At 70.1% G+C, this 21,805-nt stretch carries 20 protein-coding genes; 8 read left to right on the top strand and 12 right to left on the bottom strand.

The genetic code is table 11. From position 1 onward, the window contains the following. Positions 1–31: 31 nt before the first annotated feature. The 4 genes from E5S66_RS02850 to E5S66_RS02835 all read left to right on the top strand — a co-directional run bounded on the left by E5S66_RS02850 (position 32) and on the right by E5S66_RS02835 (position 4,003). Positions 32–784, top strand: a complete 753-nt coding sequence (locus E5S66_RS02850) for an ABC transporter ATP-binding protein (RefSeq protein WP_138347306.1) — start codon at positions 32–34, stop codon at positions 782–784. Next, positions 781–3,267 carry an ABC transporter permease gene (locus E5S66_RS02845; protein ID WP_138347304.1) on the top strand — a complete coding sequence of 829 codons (2,487 nt, stop codon included), beginning with the start codon at positions 781–783 and terminating at the stop codon, positions 3,265–3,267. The genes E5S66_RS02850 and E5S66_RS02845 overlap by 4 nt, the downstream gene beginning before the upstream one ends. 77 nt (positions 3,268–3,344) lie before the next feature. Continuing rightward, on the top strand, positions 3,345–3,566 hold the full coding sequence (locus tag E5S66_RS02840; RefSeq protein ID WP_138347302.1) for an AbrB/MazE/SpoVT family DNA-binding domain-containing protein: 222 nt from the start codon (positions 3,345–3,347) through the stop codon (positions 3,564–3,566). An 11-nt stretch (positions 3,567–3,577) separates the two neighbouring features. Continuing rightward, on the top strand, positions 3,578–4,003 hold the full coding sequence (locus E5S66_RS02835) for a type II toxin-antitoxin system death-on-curing family toxin (RefSeq protein ID WP_138347300.1): 426 nt from the start codon (positions 3,578–3,580) through the stop codon (positions 4,001–4,003). On the opposite strand, the gene ygiD is transcribed toward E5S66_RS02835, so the two are convergent. Beyond that, entirely contained in the window at positions 4,000–4,866 is an 867-nt protein-coding gene (gene ygiD, locus E5S66_RS02830; protein WP_246037111.1) for a 4,5-DOPA-extradiol-dioxygenase, read from the bottom strand. The genes E5S66_RS02835 and ygiD overlap by 4 nt on opposite strands. 24 nt (positions 4,867–4,890) lie before the next feature. Then, on the bottom strand, positions 4,891–6,009 hold the full coding sequence (locus tag E5S66_RS02825; RefSeq protein WP_138347298.1) for an NADH:flavin oxidoreductase/NADH oxidase: 1,119 nt from the start codon (positions 6,007–6,009) through the stop codon (positions 4,891–4,893). Positions 6,010–6,195: 186 nt separating this feature from the next. On the opposite strand from E5S66_RS02825, the gene E5S66_RS02820 reads away from it, so the two are divergent. Further along, positions 6,196–6,966 (top strand): hypothetical protein, encoded by a 771-nt coding sequence (locus E5S66_RS02820; RefSeq protein WP_138347296.1) that lies wholly within the window; start codon positions 6,196–6,198, stop codon positions 6,964–6,966. A 125-nt stretch (positions 6,967–7,091) separates the two neighbouring features. On the opposite strand, the gene E5S66_RS02815 is transcribed toward E5S66_RS02820, so the two are convergent. The 4 genes from E5S66_RS02815 to E5S66_RS02800 form a co-directional block, all read right to left on the bottom strand. Then, the gene (locus tag E5S66_RS02815; protein WP_138347294.1) at positions 7,092–7,952 is read right to left on the bottom strand and encodes an NYN domain-containing protein; all 861 of its coding nucleotides are present in this window, start codon (positions 7,950–7,952) and stop codon (positions 7,092–7,094) included. 58 nt (positions 7,953–8,010) lie between these two features. Continuing rightward, positions 8,011–9,204 carry an ATP-binding protein gene (locus E5S66_RS02810; protein WP_138347292.1) on the bottom strand — a complete coding sequence of 398 codons (1,194 nt, stop codon included), beginning with the start codon at positions 9,202–9,204 and terminating at the stop codon, positions 8,011–8,013. A 142-nt stretch (positions 9,205–9,346) separates the two neighbouring features. After that, on the bottom strand, positions 9,347–10,024 hold the full coding sequence (locus tag E5S66_RS02805) for a hypothetical protein (protein ID WP_138347290.1): 678 nt from the start codon (positions 10,022–10,024) through the stop codon (positions 9,347–9,349). After that, entirely contained in the window at positions 10,021–12,888 is a 2,868-nt protein-coding gene (locus E5S66_RS02800) for a class I SAM-dependent DNA methyltransferase (protein ID WP_138347288.1), read from the bottom strand. Before E5S66_RS02800 ends, E5S66_RS02805 begins: the two co-directional genes overlap by 4 nt. A gap of 140 nt (positions 12,889–13,028) precedes the next feature. On the opposite strand from E5S66_RS02800, the gene E5S66_RS02795 reads away from it, so the two are divergent. Together E5S66_RS02795 and E5S66_RS02790 are read left to right on the top strand one after the other, a co-directional pair. Further along, entirely contained in the window at positions 13,029–14,411 is a 1,383-nt protein-coding gene (locus E5S66_RS02795) for a M28 family peptidase (protein ID WP_138347286.1), read from the top strand. Positions 14,412–14,454: 43 nt separating this feature from the next. Then, positions 14,455–16,356 (top strand): MFS transporter, encoded by a 1,902-nt coding sequence (locus E5S66_RS02790; RefSeq protein WP_138347284.1) that lies wholly within the window; start codon positions 14,455–14,457, stop codon positions 16,354–16,356. A gap of 6 nt (positions 16,357–16,362) precedes the next feature. On the opposite strand, the gene E5S66_RS02785 is transcribed toward E5S66_RS02790, so the two are convergent. The 6 genes from E5S66_RS02785 to E5S66_RS02760 are packed head-to-tail and all read right to left on the bottom strand — an operon-like array spanning position 16,363 to position 21,091. Continuing rightward, the gene (locus E5S66_RS02785) at positions 16,363–16,833 is read right to left on the bottom strand and encodes a DUF2269 family protein (protein WP_138347282.1); all 471 of its coding nucleotides are present in this window, start codon (positions 16,831–16,833) and stop codon (positions 16,363–16,365) included. Next, positions 16,830–18,107 carry a DoxX-like family protein gene (locus E5S66_RS02780; protein WP_171033453.1) on the bottom strand — a complete coding sequence of 426 codons (1,278 nt, stop codon included), beginning with the start codon at positions 18,105–18,107 and terminating at the stop codon, positions 16,830–16,832. The genes E5S66_RS02785 and E5S66_RS02780 overlap by 4 nt, the downstream gene beginning before the upstream one ends. Positions 18,108–18,109: 2 nt before the next feature. Then, complete coding sequence (locus E5S66_RS02775) at positions 18,110–19,012, bottom strand: hypothetical protein (RefSeq protein WP_138347278.1); 903 nt, start codon at positions 19,010–19,012, stop codon at positions 18,110–18,112. A gap of 45 nt (positions 19,013–19,057) precedes the next feature. Further along, complete coding sequence (nudC, locus tag E5S66_RS02770) at positions 19,058–19,981, bottom strand: NAD(+) diphosphatase (RefSeq protein ID WP_138347277.1); 924 nt, start codon at positions 19,979–19,981, stop codon at positions 19,058–19,060. Positions 19,982–19,992: 11 nt separating this feature from the next. Further along, on the bottom strand, positions 19,993–20,361 hold the full coding sequence (erpA, locus tag E5S66_RS02765; protein WP_028839158.1) for an iron-sulfur cluster insertion protein ErpA: 369 nt from the start codon (positions 20,359–20,361) through the stop codon (positions 19,993–19,995). A 31-nt stretch (positions 20,362–20,392) separates the two neighbouring features. Then, on the bottom strand, positions 20,393–21,091 hold the full coding sequence (locus E5S66_RS02760) for a DUF6776 family protein (RefSeq protein ID WP_138347275.1): 699 nt from the start codon (positions 21,089–21,091) through the stop codon (positions 20,393–20,395). Between the two features lie 92 nt (positions 21,092–21,183). Between E5S66_RS02760 and E5S66_RS02755 the strand changes: the two genes are divergently transcribed. Continuing rightward, a complete protein-coding gene (locus E5S66_RS02755; RefSeq protein WP_138347273.1) occupies positions 21,184–21,792 on the top strand; it encodes a DUF4126 domain-containing protein in 609 nt (202 codons plus the stop codon). The last annotated feature ends 13 nt before the right edge of the window (positions 21,793–21,805 follow it).

Genomic DNA, 21,805 nt, shown 5'->3' with positions numbered 1-21,805 from the left:
ATCGGCCTCGGATGCGGCTAGCATCGCCAGCATGACGCACACGCCCAGCACCCACGCCCGCACCGCCGACACCATCGCGCCCACTCCCGTTCCGGTTGCCGCAAACGCTAGCACGCCGGGACCGGGCAGCCTGCGTGCGCGCGACGTCGGCAAGACCGTGGCGCTGCCGGACAGCGCGCTGACCATCCTCGATGCGATCAACCTGGACATCGCCGCCGGCGAGCGCGTCGCCATCGTCGGCGAGTCCGGCTCCGGCAAGACCACCCTGCTGTCGCTGCTGGCCGGGCTGGACCTGCCCAGCCGCGGCGAGGTGTGGCTGGACGGTGCGCCCATCCACGCCACCAGCGAGGACACCCGCGCCGCGCTGCGCGCGCGCGCGGTCGGCTTCGTGTTCCAGAACTTCCAGCTGATGCCGGCGATGAGCGCGCTGGACAACGTGGCGCTGCCGCTGGAACTGCGCGGCGAGAGCGGCGGCGCGGCGGCGCGCGCGCTGCTGGAAAAAGTGGGCCTGGGCCAGCGCCTGCACCACCTGCCGCGCCAGCTGTCCGGCGGCGAGCAGCAGCGGGTGGCGATCGCGCGCGCCTTCGCCACCCGGCCGCGGATCCTGTTCGCGGACGAACCCACCGGCAACCTGGACCGCAAGACCGGGCTGGCGATCGAGGACCTGCTGTTCGGCATGGACGATGCGCGTGCCACCACGGTGGTCGTGGTCACCCATGACGAGCGCCTGGCCGCGCGCTGCGACCGCCTGCTGCGGCTGGACGCCGGGCGGCTGCTGCCGTGAGCCGGCTGGCGCGGATGGCCGCGCGGCAGGCCTGGTCGGGCTGGCGCAACGGCGAATTCGGGGTGCTGCTGGCGGCGCTGTTCGTGGCGGTACTGGCGCTGGCGGGCGTGGGCAGCATCGCCCAGCGCACCACCGACGCGCTCGGCGCGCAGAGCCGCCGCCTGGTCGGTGGCGATGCCGCCTTCAGCAGCGACAACCGCGCGGTGGACGCCGCCCTGCGCGACGCGCAGCGGCTGGGCCTGCGCAGCTATCGCACGGTGGAATTGGCCAGCATGGTCGGCCTGCGCGGCGGCGCGCCGCAGCTGGGCACGCTGAAGGCGCTGGCCGGCGATGCGCCGCTGCTGGGGCCGTACAGCGTGCGCACCGAACGCGGCCTGCAGCGGCTGCCGCGACCGGCAGCCGGCACGCTGTGGCTGAGCGAGAGCGGCGCATCGCGGCTGCAGGCAAAGCCGGGCGCGCTGGTCGAAGTGGGCGGGCGGCCGCTGCGGCTGACCGGCATCGTGGTGGAAGAACCGGATCGTCCGATTGCCGGCGTGGAGCTGGGCCCGCGCGCGATCCTGCCGCTGGCCGAGGTGGAAGCCGCCGGCCTGCTCGGCCCCGGCGCGCGCGCCTCGTGGCGGGTGGCGGTGGCCGGCCCGCCGGCGGCGATCGCGCCCTGGGTGAAAGCGCGCGAGGCCGACCGCAGCCCCGGCGCGCGGGTGGAAACCGGCGACGACCTCAGCCCGCAGCTGCGCAACGCGCTGGAAAGGGCGCAGCGCTTCCTGTCGGTATCGCTGCTGCTGACCGCGGCGCTGGCGGCGGTGGCCATCGGCATGGCCGCGCGCCAGCACGCCGAACGCCATCGCGCGATCGCCGCTACCCTGCGCGCGCTCGGCGCCGGCCAGCGCGCCATCGTCGGGCTCTACATCGGCCAGCTGGCGATCCTCGGCGCGGTCGCCATCGCGCTGGCGCTGCTGGCGGCGGCGCTGCTGCAACAGCTGGCGGGCGTGTGGATCGCGCGCGAGCTGGGCACCGCGCTGCCGCCGGCCACCGCCTGGCCGCTACTCAAAGGCGCGCTGGTGGGGCTGTGGATCCTCGCCACCTTCGCCCTGCCTCCTCTGCTGGCGCTGCGCCGGGTCAGCGCGCTGGCGGTGCTGCGCAGCGACCTGCGCACGCCCTCGCCGCCGGCACTGCTGCTGTTCGCGCTGGCGCTGGGCGGCCTGCTGGCGCTGTTCTGGCAGGCCGCCGGCAACGCCACTACCGGCGCCATCCTGCTGGGCGGGCTGCTGGTCACCGCCGCGGTGCTGGGCGTCGCCGGCTGGGCACTGGCGGCGCTGGTGGCGCGCGCCGGGCGCGCCGGCAGCGGGATCGTCCGCTACGCCCTGTTGAATCTGTCACGGCGGCGCCGGCTGACCATCGCCCAGGTGGTGGCACTGGGCACCAGCCTGATGGCGCTGCTGCTGCTGATGCTGGTGCGCACCGACGTGTGGGAACAATGGCAGGCCACGGTGCGCGGCGATGCGCCCAACCGCTTCGTCATCAACGTGCAGCCCGACCAGCGCGCGACCTTCAATGCCGTGCTGGCGCGGCTGGACTATCCCTCGGTGGGGCTGTCGCCGATGATCCGCGCCCGCTACGTCGGGCCCAGCGCCAGCGAGCGCGGCCGGCCCGCGCCGCAGGGCCGAGGCGAGCGGTTGATGGACCGCGAGTTCAACCTGTCCACCGCCAGTGCGCTGCCGGCCGGCAACAAGCTCAACGCCGGCAGGTTCTGGGACCCGGCCAGCGCGCGCAACGAATTCTCCGTGGAAACCAAGTTCGCCCAGCAGTTGCGCTGGCAGCTGGGCGACACGCTGGCGTTCGACGTCGCCGGCCAGCGCATCGAAGGCCGGATCACCAGCCTGCGCGACGTGCGCTGGGAGAGCTTCACCCCCAACTTCTTCGTGCTGGCCTCGCCGGACCTGGCCCGCGATCTGCCCGCCACCTGGATCACCTCGGTGCGGGTGCCGGCCGGCGACACGACGCTGGCAACGGCCCTGTCGCGCGAGATCCCGAACGCCAACGTGATCGATATCGACGCCATCACCGGCGAGATCCGGCGCATCGGCGACCAGGCCGCGCTGGTCATCCAGGTGGTGTTCTGGTTCGCCTTCCTGTCCGGCTGCCTGGTGTTCGTGGCGGCGGTGGCGGCGACCCGCCGCGAGCGCATCGTCGAACTGGGCGTGCTGCGCACCCTGGGTGCCAGCAGCGCGCAGCTGCGCACCGCGCAACTGGTGGAGTTCGGCGCGATCGGCGCGATTGCCGGCGGTATTGCGGCAGTCGCTGCGGCCGGCATCGGCAGCCTGTTCGCGCAGCGCGTGCTGGACCTGCCGCCCACCTGGAATGCCAGCACGCTGGCGATCGGCGCGCTGGCCGGCACCGCGGCGGCGATGCTGGCCGGCTGGCTGAGCATGCGCCGACAGTTCCACGCCACCGTGCGCGAGACGCTGGGCGCGGCGGCGGGCTGAGCCGCCCGCGCGGCCGGCGTTGCGCACGCGCCGACCACGATATAACATTCGTTATAACAACATCAGGCCGCGCCGCCATGAAGCTCAAGATCACCTCCATCGGCAATTCCGCCGGCGTCATCCTGCCCAAGGAGCTGCTGGCGCGCCTGCGCCTGGACAAGGGCGACGAGCTGTACGCGCTGGAAACGCCGGACGGCATCCGCCTGACTACCTACGACCCGGAGCTGGCGGAAGAGATGGAAGCCGCGGAAAAGATCATGCGCAATCGCCGTGAGCTGCTGCGCAAGCTCGCGCAGTGACGTCGCGCACCATGATCCGCTGGATCCGGCGCGTCACCGCGCTCGCGCTGCATGACCGCCAGTTGGCGGAGCATGGCGGCAGTGCGGGCGTGCGCGATGAGGCCTTGCTGGAGTCGGCGCTGGCGCGTCCGCAGCAGCTGTTTTCCTACGGCGACCCGCCCCCGGATCTCGCCGCACTCGCCGCAAGCCTCGCGTTCGGACTCGCTCGCAACCACCCCTTCGTGGATGGCAACAAGCGTACCGCCGCAGTGGCCTGCGAATTGTTCCTGGCCCTCAACGACGCCATCCTCGAAGCCACCAACGTCGAGTTGTACCCGGTCTACCTCGCCCTCGCCGAAGGCAGCCTCGACGAAGCCGAATTCGCCGACTGGCTGCGCCCGCGCGTGCAGCTGCGCCCGCGCGACGCGGTGCACGAGCCGAAGCGGCGCTATCGCTAGACGTTGGCGTTTTCGGGCGCGACGCTGGTGTCCAGCGGCGCCGCGCCACCGGCGTCGCCGGTGCCCTGCGGGCAGTCCGCATCCAGGGTGAACGCGGTCATCGACAGCGAGCCGTAGCTGTAGCCGTCCACCAGCACGTCGGCGGGGCGGCCGGCGGCGGCCGACAGCCCGGCCAGGTACAGCAGCGGCAGGAAGTGTTCGTCGGTGGGCACCGCCAGCCGGTAGTCGGGATGCGAGGCCAGGGTGGCGATGTCGTGCGGGCGCTCGGCCATCAGCTGCCTGGCATCGCTGTCGAAGCGCTGCGCCCAGTCGAACCCTGCGTCCGGCTGTTTCCAGTCGATCGCGCGCAGGTTGTGCACCACGTTGCCGCTGCCCACGATCAGCACGCCGTGCCGGCGCAGCGCCGCCAGCTTGGCGCCCAACGCCAAGTGCCAGTCCAGCGGCTTGCGCGCGTCGAGGGATAGCTGCACCACCGGCACGTCCGCGTCGGGGAAGGCATGCACCAGTACCGACCAGGTGCCGTGGTCGATGCCCCAGGCTTCGCGGTCGGCGCCGACCACGTAGTCCGGCGACACCACGTCGGCGATTTCCTCCGCCAGCGCCGGCAAACCGGGCGCCGGGTACTGCACGTCGAACAGCGCCTGCGGGAAGCCGTAGAAGTCATGGATGGTGCGCGGATGCGGCATCGCGGTCACCGCCAGCGCATCCACGTGCCAGTGCGCGGAGATCGCCAGGATCGCGCGCGGGCGCGGCACCGCGGCGCCGAACGCGCGCCACGCCTCGCTGAAGCGGTTGCGCTCCAGCGCGTTCATGGGGCTGCCGTGGCCAAGGAACGCGGCGGGCATCAGCGGGGGCGTGGGCATGGCGGGACCTCCGGGTCCGGGAAATCAGTCGGCCGTGCCGGTGGCAGGCACCAGCAGCGGCGGCAGGCCGTGGGGCAAGGCGCGCAGGAAGCGCGGCGAAGTGGCAACGGTCGCGCCCAGCGCGGCGGCCGCGTGCCACGGCCAGCGCGGGTCGTAGAGTAGCGCCCGCCCGATGGCGATGGCGTCGGCGCGGCCCTGCACCAGCGCAGCCTCGGCCTGCTCCGCGCTGGTGACCAGGCCCACGCCGATCACCGGCATGGCGACCTCGCAACGGAGCGCCTCCGCGAACGGCAGCTGGTAGCCCGGCCCGGCTGCGATGCGCTGGGACGGATCCAGGCCGCCGCTGGACACATGCAGGTAGTGGCAACCGCGCGCATCCAGCGCCCGCGCCAGCGCAATGCTCTGGGCCAGGTCCCAGCCACCGTCCACCCAGTCGGTGGCGGAAATGCGCACGCCCACCGCCATCGTCGCCGGCACCTCGGCGCGGATCGCGTCGAACACCTCCAGCACCAGCCGCATGCGGTGTTCGAGCGGGCCGCCGTAGGCATCGTCGCGATGGTTGCTGAGCGGCGACAGGAACTGATGCAGCAGGTAACCGTGCGCGGCATGGATTTCGATCGCATCCAGCCCCAGCCGCGCCGCCCGGCGCGCCGCCTGCGCGAACGCCTGCACCACGCGGGCGATGCCGGCGGCGTCCAGCGCCTCGGGCAACGGATCCGTGTCCGCATAGGCCAGCGCGGAGGGCGCAACGGTCTGCCATCCGTGCGCCACCGCCGGCGCGATAGCGGCACCGCCTTGTTCCCACGGGCGATGGGTGGAGGCCTTGCGCCCCGCATGCGCCAGCTGCACGCCCACCGGCATTGGCGACCAGCGCCGCACGCCCGCCAGCGCGTGCGCGAACGCGGCCTCGCAGGCGTCGTCGTACAGGCCCAGGTCGGCCCAGCTGATGCGGCCCTCGGGCAGCACCGCGGTGGCTTCGGTCAGCAGCAGGCCCGCGCCCGACTGCGCCAGCGTGCCCCAGTGCTGCACGTGCCAGTCGTTGGCCTGGCCGTCGATGCTGGCGTACTGGCACATCGGCGCCACCACGATGCGGTTGGCCAGGGTGAGCGGACCGAACGAGATAGGCGCAAACAGTCGCGACATGGAGATCTCCGGCAGGCAATCGCCCACTATCCGCGCCACGTGCGCAGCCCATCAAGCACATCCGCGGAACGCTGCCTTGCAGCAGCCACCCGTCGGCGCGCGCGCGCGGCTGCATCCAGACCGGCCAACGCCGCGTATCGGGTCGCACTGGCCACCGCTGGCCTTTCACCCACAGGAGTCCCCCGAATGAACCGCCTGCCTGTTGCCCTCCTCGCTGTCGCCCTCGGCCTGCCCGCCACTGCCCTGGCCCAGAGCGGCCCCAGCTTCACCCTGATCGGCGGCGGCGACGTCTCCGTCAGCGGCGACGTGCACAAGGGCGCCATCGCCCCGATCGCCGACCTCGGCCCGCTGAACCCGGCGCTGGCCGGCGTGTCCGCCGAGCTGCGCATCGGCGCGCGCTCCTACGACAGGATCTACGGCAAGGCCACCAACTTCGGCGTGGAGATGGCGTGGCCGATGGCCAGCGGCGAAGTGTTCGGGCAACTGCTATCCACCCGCACCAGCGCCGGCAGCACCGAGGTTGGTGGCGCATTCGTGCCCGCGCTCGCTACCACCCTGCCGGTATACGGCCGCTTCGAGGGTTACAAGGCGATGTCGCTGGAAGGCGGCTACCGCCACTTCTTCGGCACCGGCAAGGTCCGTCCGTACGTGGCCGGGCGCATCGGCAGCACCAAGGTGGATGGCATCAACGCCACCTTCACCATTCCCGATGCCGGCATCGCCCTCGACGACGTGCCGTTCTTCGATGGCGGCTGGCAGCTCAGCGGCGGCGCCGACCTCGGCCTGCTGTGGTCGATGTCCGAAAAAGCCTCGCTGGGCCTGGAAGTGGGCGCCCGCTACCACGGCGATATTTCCGACGACGACAGCGCGCTGTCCGGCTTGGGCCTGGCCTCGATCAACGACACCGGCAAGCGCACCTCGTACCCGGTGAACCTGCGCCTGCAGGTGCGCTTCTAAGCTTCCTGCGCGCTGCTGCTGTCCCTTTCCCTGCCTGCGGCGGCGCGCGTTTTTTCCTCCCCGGCACCGGGACGGCGCGCATTCGGCTGGCGCGCTGTCCCGGTGTTTTTTGTACGCCGGTCAGTTCAGCCCGCCAGCGCCTTCACGAAAAGCGCCTTCACCCCGGCCGGGGTTTCCCGCTCCACCACGCTGAAGTGGCGCGGTTGCTTGCGCAGCAGGTCGCTGAGTTTCTTCTGCCCGTACAGGCGCGGGTCGAAGTTCGGCTTGATCTTGTTGAGGTAGGCGCCCATCGCGCCCAGGTGCGCCCAGCCTTCCTCGTCGGAAGCTTCCTCGATGGCCTGCCGCAGCAGGCTCAGCGGCAGCGGCAGCGGCGCGGCCTTCGCCGGCACCGATGCCGGCGGCGCGACCGGCGCCGGCATTTCCGGCACCGGCGCGGGTGCCTTGGCCACCGCCTGCTTCTTCGCCGGCTGCTTGCGCGCGGGCTTGGCCGGCGCCGCGGCGGGCGTTGCCGGCTCCGGCGCCTCGGCGCGCAGCACCTCGGTGTAGATGAACTTGTCGCAGGCCTGCACGAACGGGTCCGGCGTCTTGTGCTCGCCAAACCCGTACACGGTCAGCCCCTCCTCGCGCAGGCGCTGGGCCAGGCGGGTGAAGTCGCTGTCGCTGGAGACCAGGCACATGCCGTCGAAGCGGCCGGTGTACATCAGGTCCATCGCGTCGATGATCAGCGCGCTGTCGGTGGCGTTCTTGCCGCTGGTGTAGGCGAACTGCTGCACCGGGCTGATCGAATGCTTCAGCAGCACCTTCTTCCACTGCCCCTGCTGCTGGGTGGTGAAGTCGCCGTAGATGCGCTTGACGCTGGCCAGCCCGAACTTGGCCACCTCCGCCAGCAGGCCCTCGATCACCGAGGCCTGCGCGTTGTCGGCGTCGATCAGCACCGCCAGCCGGTGCTGGCCGTCGTCGTGGGCCACGTGGGTGCGGGTTTTCATGGCATCTCTCCGAGAAGGTTGGCATCCGCGCCGCGGCGGTGGCCGCGCGCGTTGCTGATCAGGCGTCGCGCCAGTCGTCGGCCGGCATGATCCGGCGCATGAAGCGGTCGAACATCGGCACGGTGAACGCGGTGTCGCCGTGGCTGGGGCTCCAGATCATGCCCTTGGCGATGAGCTGGTTGCGGGTGGGCGCCAGCGAGGTGACCTTGCGCGCCAGCAGCGCGGCGATGTCGCCGGAGCGGTGCGGGCCCGGCCCCAGCTCGGCCATCGCGCGCAGATAGCGCTTTTCGTTGGGGGTGAGCCGGTCGAAACGGACCCGGAAGAAGCTTTCGTCCAGCGCCGCGGTGGCGGTGACGGACGCCGCCTGCACGTCGGCCAGGGTGATCGGCGAAGCGTCCGCCACGTCCCAGGCGTGCTTGCCCCATTCCTGCAGGAAGTAGGGATAGCCCTCGGTGGCGTCGACGATCTGCGCGATGGCGCCATCGGAAAACACCACGCCCTGTTCCGCCGCCGGCACTTCCAGCGCGCGATGCGCGGCCTGCGCGTCCAGCGGCCCGATGAAGGGGAAATCGAACAGCCGCTCGGCGTAGGACTTGGCCCGCCCCATCTGCCCCGGCAGCTGCGGCAGCCCCGCGCCCACCAGCATCACGGGCACCTGCTGCTGCGCGCAGCGATGCAGCGCGGTGATCAGCGACGCCAGCTGTTCCTCCTCCACGTACTGCAGTTCGTCGATGAACAGCAGCAGCGCGGTGCCGCCGGCCTGCGCGGCCCGCCCGGCCGCTTCCAGCAGCGCCTGCAGGTCGTGCTCCAGGTCGCCGTTGTCGGCCAGGCCCGGCTCGGGATCGAAATCGATGCCCACCTCGATGTCGGCGTACTTCACCTTCAGCGACCTGGCGAACCCCGCCAGTGCCCGCAGCGCGCGCCGCCCCAGCGCCTGCGCCTGTTCCGAGCGCGACAGCCGCAGCAGCGCCTGCCGCAGCTGCGGCGCCAGGATCGCCGGCAGCGAGCGCCCTTCCGGCGCCTCCATCCGCAGGGTGTGGATGCCGGCCGCCTCGGCGGCATCGCGCATCCGGTCCAGCAGCACCGTCTTGCCCACCCCGCGCAGGCCGATCATCAGCACGCTCTTGGCCGGCCGGCCGGCACGGATGCGCTGGGCGGCGATATCCACCGCGCGCAGCAGCTCGTCGCGTCCCGCCAGCTCCGGCGGCGGCGTGCCGGCACCGGGCGCGTAGGGATTGGTGATGGGGTTCATGGATGCAATCTATAGCGATGTTACGAAGTTTACAAATTCAGCGTAATTTCTCTATGCATCGGTTCGCCGCGCAGCCGGCACGCGGCCACCGTGTCGGGTCGAAGCCGCGGTGCGTCCGCCGCTACGCCCTCACGGCGACAGCCTACATCTCGGGAATATTGCGCAGCGCCGCGGCATTGGCGCGATCATCCTCCGCCTTGCGCGCCTGCGCATCGCGCATCTTCGCCGTGGTGGTCTGATGGGCCATGCGCACCGCCGGCTCCACCACGTTCATGCGCCGCTGGTGCTGCCCGAACGCGCTCTCGCCCGGCGGCAGCTGGCAGTTGCGGCTGAGGATGTCCAAGCCTTCGCCGTCACCGGCCTGCCGATCCTGCAGATGGACGTTGACCCACAGGGTATCGCCCAACGGCTCCAGCGCCACGCAGATGCGGTCGATGGTGGCGTGGTCGCGGTACTGCGCGCCGTCCACCATCGCCAGCAGGTTGGCAGGGTCCACCCACGCCGCCGAGCTGACGCCGTCCACCGCCGCCGCCAGCTGCCGCGCCGGTTCGGCGGCAATGCGCCGGGCCGGATCGGGCAACCGCATCGCGCGTTGCAGGTCATGGCTCATCGCGTCCATCTGCTGGCGCACCGCGTCCTGGTCGCCCATCACCGCGGCACCGCGGATGGCCACCATGCGCGCGGCGGTGGTCAGCGGGTCCAGCGGCTGGCCGGCCTGCTGCGGCCGTGGCGCAGCCTCCGCAGCGGCCGGCGCGTGGCGATCCGCGCACGCTGTCAGCAGCAGCGCAACCGCCAGCGCGCATGCGCGCAACACCGTCATGCCGGCACCTGCGACTTGCGCGCGCGCTTCGGCTTGCCCACCGGCAGCAGGCTGGTGAGGGCCTGGTAGCGCTCGAACAGGAAGGCCACGCGCTCGGCGTCGGTGCCCAGCTTCGGCGGTTTGCGGCCGGCGGCTTTTTCGGCGGCCAGGTAGGCGGCGTCTACCGCCTTGTCCAGCGCAGCGTGGGCTTTCACCAGTGCGGGTGGCATGGTCAGCGGGTCGTAGAGGTCGGCCAGGGTCGAGCCGGGGAACTGCGCGCGGGCGTCGAGCACGGCTTGGGCGGCGGCTTCGATGGCGCCGCGGCGGGCATCGCCCTTTGCCGCCGTTTCTGTAGGAGCGGCTTCAGCCGCGACCGTGGTCTGGGTCGGGACTGAAGCCCCCCCTACAGCGGGTTCCAGCAGCTCCGGCCACGGGAAATTGTTGTAGACGATGTCCTTGGAGTAACGGTAACGGCTTTCGAGGCGTCCGCAAACCGCACGCACCCATGCCATGTGCATCGTGGAATTGAGAACGCCGAAATGAAACAGCGTAGCGGCCGGTATCGCGAAGGAGCTGTTTCCTACGATGTCATCTTTTGTGAAAAACCCGAACGGAATGTATTTTCGGTTCTCCGACGTATGGCCGGGCACGAGGATGTACTCCGATTTCGGCTGCGTCACCTGCCGGAACAGCGTCGGGTACGGATAGCCCCGTGTGCTTGCCGCCTTGCTGGCTTTGCGGAAGCGGTCCACCGCATCCACGCGTGCCATGACTTTCGGAAGCCCCTTGAGCGCGGCGGGGTCCGCATCCACCAGCCACAGCACCCAGCGCTTCTCGCCATGCAGGAATTCGTGCGCACTGATGAAGGGCTGGATGAACTGCTCCGCGCCCGGCTCATCCTGCAGGAATGCGATTTTTTCCTCGTCCGTGAACAGGAAGTTGCCGCCGTCCGTGGGCTTGCTCCCGTACATCATCTCCGGCATCCCGCAGAGATTGGTGGCGCGGTTTTCCAGCGCCACCCAAGGGGCGTCAACTAGGTAGGGATTGATGTTCGCCGCGCTGATCGCGTGCGGCTCGCCATCTATTTTTTCGTAGTCGTAGATGGTCGGATTGGCATCCTGTCGATTCGAGAACCCGACAATCACGCAGTACACCGCCGCCTTGCCGCGCGCCTCGTTGCTCCACTTGAAGGTGCGGTGGGCGAAGTTGATGCGCAAATCTGGATAGCGCGCCATCGCGCGCCAAAGAATCCCGACTTGCTCCCCTTGCGTGATGGAGTTAGTCGAAACAAACGCCGTCAGGATGGCAGGATTGTTCCGCATCATGTCCGCCGCTTTCACATACCAAGCGGTAACGAAGTCCAAGACGCCCGCTGCCTTTGCGTCACCTATGGCAGCAAGCATGTCGGCTTTCTGCTCCTCGGTTTGCAGGTGATGGCCGATGAACGGCGGATTTCCCAGAATAAAACTCAACCGCTCCGCCGGCACCACCTCGTTCCAGTCCATCCGCAACGCATTGCCGTGGACAATCGTGGCTGACTTCTTCAGCGGCAGGCGCACCACGTTCTCGCCGAACTGCTCGGACACGCGCAGGTTCATCTGGTGGTCCATCAACCACATAGCCACCTGCGCGATCTGCGCCGGGAACTCCTCGATCTCGATGCCGTGGAACTGATCCACGTCCACCAACACGTGGTCCTGCACATGCGCCAGCACCGACTGCTGGGTGGCGAACTGGCGGCGCAGGATTTCCAGCTCCAGCGCGCGCAGCTCGCGGTAGGCGATCACCAGGAAGTTGCCGCAGCCGCAGGCCGGGTCCAGGAAGGTCAGCGTGGCCAGCTTGCGGTGCAACTGCGCCAGCTTCCTCTCGTCGTGGCCGGCCTTGTCCAGCTCGGCCTTCAGCCCGTCCAGGAACAGCGGGCCGATCAGCTTGAGGATGTTCTTCTCGCTGGTGTAGTGCGCGCCCAGGTTGCGGCGCGCCTTGGCATCCATCACCGACTGGAACATCGAGCCGAAGATGGCCGGGCTGATGCGGCTCCAGTCCAGCGTGCTGGCGTCCAGCAGCAGGGCACGCATCTGCGCGTTGAAATCCGCCAGCGGCAGGATTTCCTCGAACAGTTTGCCGTTGACGTAAGGCAGTTCCGCCAGCTGCTCGTCCAGCGTGGTCTGGCGCTTTTCCGGCGCGGTGTTGAGCACCTGGAACGCGCGCCCGATCCACATGCCCAGGTCGGCACCGTCTTCGCTGGTGCGCTGGGCGATCAGGTCGTGGAAGCTCTGCCGCGGGAAGATGCCGGTGTCGTCGGCGAACAGGCAGAACAGCAGCCGCACCAGCAGCAGCTCCAGCGCGTGGCCATCGTAACCGGCGGCCTTCAACGCATCGTGCAGCCGGCCCATGCGCTCGGCGGCTTGCACGTTGACGGGGTCTTCTTCCTTGTAGCTGCGGGTCTGGTAGCCGCTGATGAAGCCGAAGCGGCCAATCTGTTTGTGCAGCTCGGCCAGCGCGAAGTCACTGCGCTCGCCGGTTTCCAGGTCGTGCAGGCGGAAGCGCTGGAAGTCGGACACCAGCACGAAGCGCGGCAGCTCCGCGTCCTTGATGCCGGCGAAATAATCGGTGGCCTGCTCGAACGCGGCATCGAGGTCGCGGCCTTGGCTCTTGTGTTCGGCCAGCATCACGCCGGGCCAGAACACGTCGATGCGGCCGTGGGTGCTGCCGGTGAAGCGCGCCGCCTTCTGTTCGAACACTGCCACGCGCCGGCGGTTGACGCCGAACACGCTGAAGAAGTCGTTCCAGAAGCTCTGCGCCTCGGCGCGTTCGCTGGATTCCCCGGCCCATTCCTTGGCAAACGCGCGCGCGCGCTCGCGGATTTCATTGAGACTCAGCGGCATTGGTTCCCTCCGCCGGGCAGCATAAGCCAGCCCCGCCCGCAGGGGAGGACCCAGCGGGTTGTTGAAAGAGTGACAAATGACCGATCCACCCCGGCAGGCGAAAGGCTACGCTGCCGGCATCGCCATTCCTCAGGCTCGCCATGCGCAAGCTCGTCCCGCTGCTGTTCTGCCTGACCACCGCCAGCGCGTTCGCGCAGGACGCGCTGCCGCCGGCCGACATGCCGCTGCTGGATGCGCTGGGCCGCGCGCCGTCGGCCGCCAACATCGAGCGCGACGTGCGCACGCTGGTGGGCTTCGGCACCCGCCACACGCTGTCGGACACGGTGTCGGCCACGCGCGGGATCGGCGCGGCGCGGCGCTGGGTATTCGATGAATTCACCCGCATCTCCAAGGCCTGCGGCGGCTGCCTGGAAGTGCGCTACGTCAGCGGCACGGTGCAGGGCGAGCCGCGCATTCCCGGCCCGGTGGAAGTGGTCAGCGTGATCGCGATCCAGCGCGGCAGCGTGGATCCGAACCGCTACGTGATCATGAGCGGCGACATCGATTCGCGGGTCAGCGACGTGATGGACGCCACCTCCGATTCGCCCGGCGCCAACGACAACGCCAGCGGCGTGGCGGGGACGCTGGAAGCGGCGCGGGTGCTGAGCAGGCAACGCTTCGCGGGCTCCATCGTGTACGCGGCGCTGGCCGGGGAGGAACAGGGCCTGTTCGGCGGCAAGTTCCTGGCCGAGGAGGCCAAGCGCCGGGGCTGGCGGGTGGAGGCGGTGCTCAACAACGACATGATCGGCAACACCCGCGGCATCGACGGCGTGCACGACAACGTCACCGCGCGGGTGTTCTCCGAAGGCACGCGGGTCACAGAAACCGCGGAGGAAGCGCGCGCGCGCCGCTTCACCGGCGGCGAGCTGGATTCGCCCAGCCGCAACCTGGCCCGCTACATCGCGCGGATGGCGGCGCACGTGCCCAACCTGGAAGTGATGATGGTCAACCGGCTGGACCGCTTCGGCCGCGGCGGCCACCACCGGCCGTTCAACGACCTGGGCTATCCGGCGGTGCGGGTGATGGAAACCCACGAACACTACGACCGCCAGCACCAGGACCTGCGCACCGAGACGGACCCGCAAGGGCAGCGCCGCGTGTACGGCGACACCATCGACGGCGTGGACTTCGCCTATGCCGCCAAGCTCACCGCGTTGAACGTGGTGGCGCTGGCCGGCATGGCCGCCGCACCGCCGCCGCCCGCGGAGGTACGCATCGAAGGCGCAGTCAGCGCCGACACCACCCTGAAGTGGAAGCGCCCCGCGCCCGCGCAGGCCACCAACCTGGCCGGCTATCGCGTCTACTGGCGCCTGACCACCGAGCCGCAGTGGACGCGCAGCCGCTGGGTGGGCGACGTGGAAGCCACCACGCTGCGGAACATCGTCATCGACAACTGTTTCTTCGGCGTGGCGGCGGTGGCGAAGGATGGCAGCGAAAGCCCGGTGGTGTTCCCAGGCGCAGCGGGCAGCTTCGGCGGGTACTGACACGGGCTTCCGTTATCCTCCGGCAATCGTCCGGGGGATGCCGATGGCCCACTCGCAATTCGACCTGCTGCGGCAGCGCCGCTTCCTGCCGTATTTCGTCGTCCAGTCGCTGGGCGCGTTCAACGACAACGTGTACCGGCAGGCGATCATCGGCCTGCTGGCGTACATGGCGGTGGGCAGCGCGCAGATGGGGCTGTACGCCAACCTCGCGCCGGCCATCTTCATCCTGCCCTACTTCCTGTTCTCGGCCAGCGCCGGGCAGATCGCGGAGCGGCTGGAGAAGCAGAAGCTGATCGTCATCACCACGACGATCGAGATCGTGGTGATGTCGCTGGCGGCGGTGGGCTTCCTGCTGCAGAGCATGCCGATCCTGCTGCTGGCGCTGTTCGGCACCGGCATGCAGTCCACCCTGTTCGGGCCGGTGAAGTATTCGATCCTGCCGTCGGTGCTGAAACCCGAGGAACTCACCGGCGGCAACGGGCTGGTGGAGATGGGCACTTCGCTGTCGATCCTGATCGGGATGATCTTCGGCGGCCTGATCTTCCAGCTGGCCGGCGCGCACGGGCCGCAGGTGGCGGCGGTGTCGGTGATCCTGATGGCGATCGCCGGCAACCTGGTGGCGCGGCGCATTCCGAAGGTGGACGCGGGCGACCCGACGCTGAAGGTGGACTGGAACCTGCTGCGCGAATCCTGGCGCATCTGGCAGCTGACCCGCCGGCAGCTGGCGGTGCGCAACGCGGTACTGGGGGTGAGCTGGTTCTGGTTCGTGGGCACGGTGCTGACCGCGCAGCTGCCGGTGTATGCGCAGGCGAACCTCGGCGGCACCCAGAACCTCTACATCTTCGCGCTGGCGCTGTTCTCGGTGGGCGTGGGCGTGGGCTCGATGTCGTGTGAAAAACTTTCCGGGCGAACGGTGGAAATCGGCCTGGTGCCGCTGGGCGCGTTCGGCGTCAGCGCCTTCCTGCTCGACCTGTATTTCGCCCGGCCCGGCCAGGCGCTGGCGCACGGGCTGTCGCTGATGCAGTTCATCGAGGCGCCCGGCAGCTGGCGGATCATGCTGGACCTGACCGGCATCGGCCTGTTCACCGGCTTCTTCGTGGTGCCGCTGTTCGCGCTGATCCAGAGCCGCACGCCGCGCAACGAACTGGCGCGGGTGATCTCCGGGATGAACATCCAGAACGCGCTGTTCATCGTCGCCGCTGCGTTGATCGGCCTTGCGCTGCAGCGTTACCTCGGCTGGAACATCCCGCAGGTGTTCCTGGCGCTGGCGATCGCCAACACGCTGGTGGCGATCTGGATCTTCAGCATCGTCCCCGAGTTCTTCATGCGCTTCCTCAGCTGGGCGATGGTGCGCACGCTGTACCGGCTGAAGCTGCACGGCATCGAAAAGCAGGTGCCGGACGAGGGCGCGGCGCTGCTGGTGTGCAACCACGTCAGCTACATGGACGCGCTGATCCTGTCGGCCTGCATCCCGCGGCCGGCGCGCTTCGTGATGTATTACCGGATCTTCAACATCCCGGTGATGCGCTGGATATTCCGCACCGCCAAGGCGATCCCGATTGCCGGCGCGCGCGAAAACCCGGAGATCATGCAGCGCGCGTTCGACGCGGTGGACGCGGCGCTGGCCGAGGGCGAACTGGTCTGCATCTTCCCGGAAGGCGCATTGACGAAAGACGGCAACATCGCGCCGTTCAAGTCCGGCGTGGAGAAGATTCTCGAACGCGCCGGCGCGCGCGGGCAGAGCGTGCCGGTGGTGCCGATGGCGCTGAAGAACATGTGGGGCAGCATGTGGAGCCGGCGCGACGGCGGCATGCACCGCATGCGCATCCCGCGGCGGCTGCGCGCCCATGTCGAAGTGATGGCGGGTGCCCCGGTGGACGGCGGCAGCGCCACCGCGGAGCTGCTGGAAGCGCAGGTGCGCGCGCTGCGCGGCGACGCGGCGTAAGCGCGGCTAAAGAGGCTTGTGCACCATCATCCAGAAGATCGCGATCACGCTGATGAACGCCGGCCAGCCCAGCCAGAACCACCAGCGCATCACCCGCGCGTACGCCTGAGGCAGCGGCGTTTGCGCGGCGGCGGCCTGCCGCGCAAGGTTGCGGGCGCGGATCTGCAGCCAGACCACCGGCAGCCAGCAGGCGCCGGTGGCAAAAAACAGGACCAGCGCGGTTTTCACCCAGAACGTGGTGAGCGGCAGATGCAGCAGTTGCGTCAGCCAGAGTCCCGTGGCGAACTGAACGACCACCGCCGGCGCGGTGAACAGGCCATCGGCAATCACCACCACCCGCGCGGTGGCGGCAACGGTGCGCGGATCACGGCTCAGATGCGCCATCCACATGAAAAACGCGATGCCCAACCCAGTGCCCATCAGCAGTGTGGACGACAGGATGTGAATCCATTTCAGGGTGGGGTAGTCCAGCGTCATCGCCGATCCACCAGCACCCACAGCACCGCCAGCGCAGGCAGCAGGGCCACGTTTTTCACCAGCCCGCCCAGCGAATCCATGAACAGCGCCGGCAGGCCGACACCAAACGCGAACAGATAGGCCGCCACCGATGCCAGCATCGCCAACACCACCGGACGCGGGCGCACGACCAGGGCCAATGCCAACCCCAGCGCCAGGTCCAGCAGCGCCGCCGCGCGAGCCAACATCACTGGCGCCATCTCTGCCAGCACGCTGCCGTGGGTCAGGGTTTCGATCCGGCTGGCGGGCGTGAGCAGCCCCACCACGCCCGACCACAGCCACAGGGCGATCACGCTCCATTTCAACCACGGCGCGAGAAAATACAGCTGCGCCGCCCAACGGTCCTGCATCTGGCTGGGCTCCGCAGACAGCACCTCGTCCAGCGCGCGCACGCGCACGCCGAATGCCTCCATCACCCGCTGATGCGAACCCGGTGCGGCGAGATTTCCACGCAGCAACATGTTCCAGATCGCGCGATTGACCGGACCGCGCCCCAGCGCCTGCCCCAGCCACACCTGGCACTTCACCAGCGGCAACGGCACCTGCCACGCGCCGCGCCCGGCAATCTGCAGCCACTGCCGCCACAACGCCTGATAGTGATGCAGGGCGATGGGATGTTCGCAGCCGAGGTCATGCACGCCGGGCGCGCCGCGCGTGCAGGCCGCCGCGACCACTTCAGCCAAGTCCTCGGTACTGAGCGGCTGGAACTTCCAACGGCCGTCACCAGGCAACAGCGAGCGCCCCGGAAAGGCGGCCAACGCGCGCAGCAGCGAAGTGCCGCCATACGAGCCGCGATGCGAATACACCACCGACGGCCGCAGCACCACCGCCACAAGCGGCAGCGCCAGCAGCGCCGCATCGAAGCGGTGCTTGGACGCGATGAAACCGCCGTCATCGGGATGCCCCAGTGCCGAGACCTGCACGAAGCGGATGCCGCGCTTGGCGCAGCCATTGGCCAATGCAAGCGGCGCGCGATAGTGCACGTCTTCAAACGTTTGCCGCCCTTCTTCACGCAGGATGCCGGCGGCGTTGACCACCGCCGTCACACCATCCAGCGCCTGCACCCAATCTGCCTCCGACAGCATCCTGGTCAGATCGCCCGCGACTTCGTCATCGCCCAGCGTGCGGCCCTGCGGCCGTGCCAGGGTGCGCACGCGCCAGCCCTGCCGCCGCAACGCAGCCACGATGAAACCGCCGAGAAAACCACGACCACCCACCACCAGTACGGTTGCCAAGGTCAGCCCGCCCAGCCCGCCACCACCACCAGCGCCAGCACCGCCAGCCACAGCACCAGCACGCGCCAGACCAGGCTCATCGCATCGCGCAGTTCCGGCAGTTCGCCGAAGGCTTCTGCCAGCGCGGTGGAGGCGGGAATGCCGGCGTCGGTGAAATCGGCCACTTCCTCGGCGATCTCGCAGCGCACGCTGGCGCGCGCCGCGCCGGCCAGCAGCCTGCCCTGCAGGCCGAACGCGCCCGGCTCGCGCCAGGCAGCGGCCACGCTGTCGAAGTTGGCCACCAGCGCAAGCGCCAGCGTCATCAGCTGCACCGCCGGCCATTCCAGCAGCGCCAGCCAGACGCGCGCACCGTCCAGCGTGTCGGGCGGCATCGCGTCGGCATCCTGGGTGGCGGCCTGCGCGCTCAGCCGGTAAACCAGCGCGCCGAACGGGCCGAGCAGGCAGAACCAGAACAGCACCGCGAACCAGCGCCGCAGCGCGTTGGTGAACACCGCCTCGACCAGCGAACCGCCGTCCAGCCGCGGCGATACGCCGGCCGGCCACAGCGGCGCGGCGGCGGCGCGGCGGCCGGCGGGGTTCGGGGCATCCAGGATCGCCTGCACATCCACGTCGAGATCACGCGGGCCCCAGCACCAGAACAGCACCGCGATGCCCAGCAGCAGCCCCGGCAGGCCCCACAGCGGGCTGCGCAATCCGAACTGCAGCAGCGCCATCGGCAGCAGCGGCACCAGCAGCGCCAGCGCGATGCCGTAAGGCCCGCGCCAGAAGCTTCCGGCCGGGAACTGCGCGTTCAGCCACTGCAGCCAGCTGCGGAACCAGCCGAACCGGCGCAACCCGGCCGCGAACGCGGGCGCCAGGTGGCCGACGGCAAGCGCGACGATGACGGCAAGCAGGGTGGCGGTCATGTCGGCAGTGTAGAGCGTGCGGCGACTGCCCGAGCGCGCGTCGCGTCAGCGCCCGGCGCGCGCCGCGTCGTGTTGGTCCAGCCAGCAGCGGATCACGTGGCGGGCGATGGACACCGGCGAGGACAGCACGATGCCTTCGCCTTCGCCGTCGGCATCGCGCCAGTCGCATTCCAGCCCGGCGCGCACCTCCTCGGCGCTGAACCAGCGCGCGTCCTCCAGCTCCTCGTCGGCGCGCGGCGGATCGGGTTCGGCATCGGCGATGAAGCCCAGCATCAGCGAGCCGGGGAACGGCCACGGCTGCGAAGCCAGATAGCGCGCGCTGTCCACCCGCACCCGCACGCCGGTTTCCTCCATCACCTCGCGCGCCACCGTCTGCTCCAGCGTCTCGCCGGGCTCGACGAAGCCGGCCACCACCGACCAGCGCCGCGCCGGCCAGCCGGCCTGGCGGCCCAGCAGCAGGCGCTCGCCGTCGGTGATGGCGGCGATCACCGCCTGGTCGGTACGCGGGTAGTGCTCGCTGCCACAGCCGTCGCATCGCCCGAGCCAGCCGGCGCGCACGAAGCGCAGCGCGCCGCCGCAGGCCGCGCAGTAGCGATGGCGCTGGTGCCAGTGCTGCACCGCGCGCGCCTGCGCGAACAGGGTGGCCTGCCAAGCCGGCCACTGCGCGGCGGCACGGCGCAGGTCGACGCGCGCCGGGGCGTCGATGCCGCGCGCGGCGGCGGCCACCGAAAACCATGCCCGCCCGTCGCGTTGGCCAAGGAACACCGCATCGCCGGGCCCATCGGCCAGCGCCGCGCCGTCCAGCGCCAGCAGCCGCGTGTCCGCATCGGCCAGCGCATGGCCGGCCTCGTCCAGCGCAATCACGCCCGCCCGCGACCAGGCCGCGGCAAGTGCAGCTGGGTCGTCACGCAGATGGTCGGCGCGATCCAGCGCGCCATCGACGAATGCGAACGGCGATGCGGGCCGCATCCCCGCGGCGCTCACACGGTGAAGCTGCTGCCGCAGCCGCAGGTGGTCTTGGCGTTGGGGTTGCGGATCACGAACTGGGCGCCGGCGAGGGATTCGCTGTAGTCGACTTCGGCGCCGGCGAGGTACTGCAGGCTGAGCGGATCGACCAGCAGGGTGGCGCCGTCGGTGACGATGGCGATGTCGTCCTCGTTGCGGCCCTCGTCGAACTCGAAGCCGTACTGGAAGCCGGAACAACCGCCGCCCTGGATGAAGGCGCGCAGGCTGAGCGAAGCATTGCCCTCTTCGGCCACCAGCTCGCGCACCTTGGCGGCGGCGGCGGTGGTGAAGCGCAGCGGCGACGGCGTGGCCGGCGCGGTCTGGTCGAGTACGGCGAATTCCATGCGCCCAGCATGGGGGCCGAGGGCCGCCGATTCAACCTCCGGCAGGCGCGCTGGCGGCGCTCCAGGTGAACGACTGCTCCACCGCCGGCCCCGTAGCCGGCAGCAGCCGCACCACCACCCGCACCGGGCGGATTCCGCGCGGCAGCACGATGTCACCCTCTACCTGCTGGAAATAGCGGAACGAATACTCGATGCCAGGCGCGTCGGCCTGCTGGCGCAGCACGCTCCAGTCCAGCCGCCGCATGCTGCCGCCGTCGGTGGCTTCCAGCGCCAGCTGCAGGCGGCCGCTGCTGACCGCGCCGCGGTTGAGGTTCTGGGTCAGGGTGGCGACGAAATGCCATAGCTGCGGGTCGCGCTGCGGCGCCAGCTTCAGCTCGTGCACCGACAGCCCGCGGCGCTGCCCGGTGGCGCCGACGAAACGCTCGTAGAAGGCGACGTCGGCGCGCAGGCCGGCGATTTCCTCGTCGCGCTCGGCCAGGGTGGCCTGCAGGTCGGCATTGGCCTGGCGGCTGATCTGGTCGGAGCGTGCCAGGGTGGCGCTGCGCTGTTCCAGCGCCTCGATGCGGCGGGCCTGCTGGCGCAGCTGTTCGCCCGCGTTGGCCGGGCTGGGCGCGAACGCGCGCCACGCCCCCCACCCGCCCAGCAGCAGCGCCGCCACCACCAGCACCACCAGCGCCGTGCGCGGATGGCCGGCACGGGACCTGCGCTGCAAAGGCGTGGGCGTCGGCATCGCGGTGATATCGCACCCACGCCACGCCTGCGTCAAGCCGGCGCCACGTTATAGACTGCCGGCATCGCAGCCTGCACCGGATATCCGCACGCATGGAGACGGCCCACGTATTCGCGATCGGGGTGTTGCTGGCCTGGCTGGCCGGCATCCGCGCGTACCTGACCGTGTTCGGGGTCGGCATCGCCGGCCTGTTCGGCTGGCTGGAGCTGCCGCCGGGGCTGGAAGTCGCGCAGTCGCCGTGGGTGCTGGGCACCGCCGGCACTCTGGCCGTCGCCGAATTCCTGGCCGACAAGATTCCCGGCGTGGATTCCACCTGGGATCTGCTGCAGACCCTGCTGCGGATTCCCGCCGGCGCGTTCCTGGCGGCGGCCACGCTGTCGCCGGATGGCGAGCTCGGGACCGGCATGCTGGCCACCGGCGCCGGCGTTGCGCTGGCCAGCCACGTGCTGAAGTCGGGCACGCGCGCGGTGTTGAACGGCTCGCCGGAGCCCTTCAGCAACTGGATCGCCTCGGTGACAGAAGACGCGCTGGTGATCGGCGCGCTGGCGCTGGCCTTCAGCTATCCGTGGCTGGCGCTGGGCCTGGCCGTGTCGGTGAGCATCGCGCTGGCGCTGCTGGTCTGGTGGCTGTGCCGGAAGGTGCTGCGCGGCATGGCGCGGCTGCGCGACGCCGCGTTCGCGCCGCGCTCCGGCCGGCCGTAGTACCGTTTTGCGT

It is taken from the genome of Thermomonas fusca (assembly GCF_005862345.1).
GTDB classification, from domain to species: domain Bacteria; phylum Pseudomonadota; class Gammaproteobacteria; order Xanthomonadales; family Xanthomonadaceae; genus Thermomonas; species Thermomonas fusca.
The sequence above is the reverse complement of the archived record's forward strand: the minus strand, read 5'-3'. Positions and strand labels throughout refer to the sequence as shown.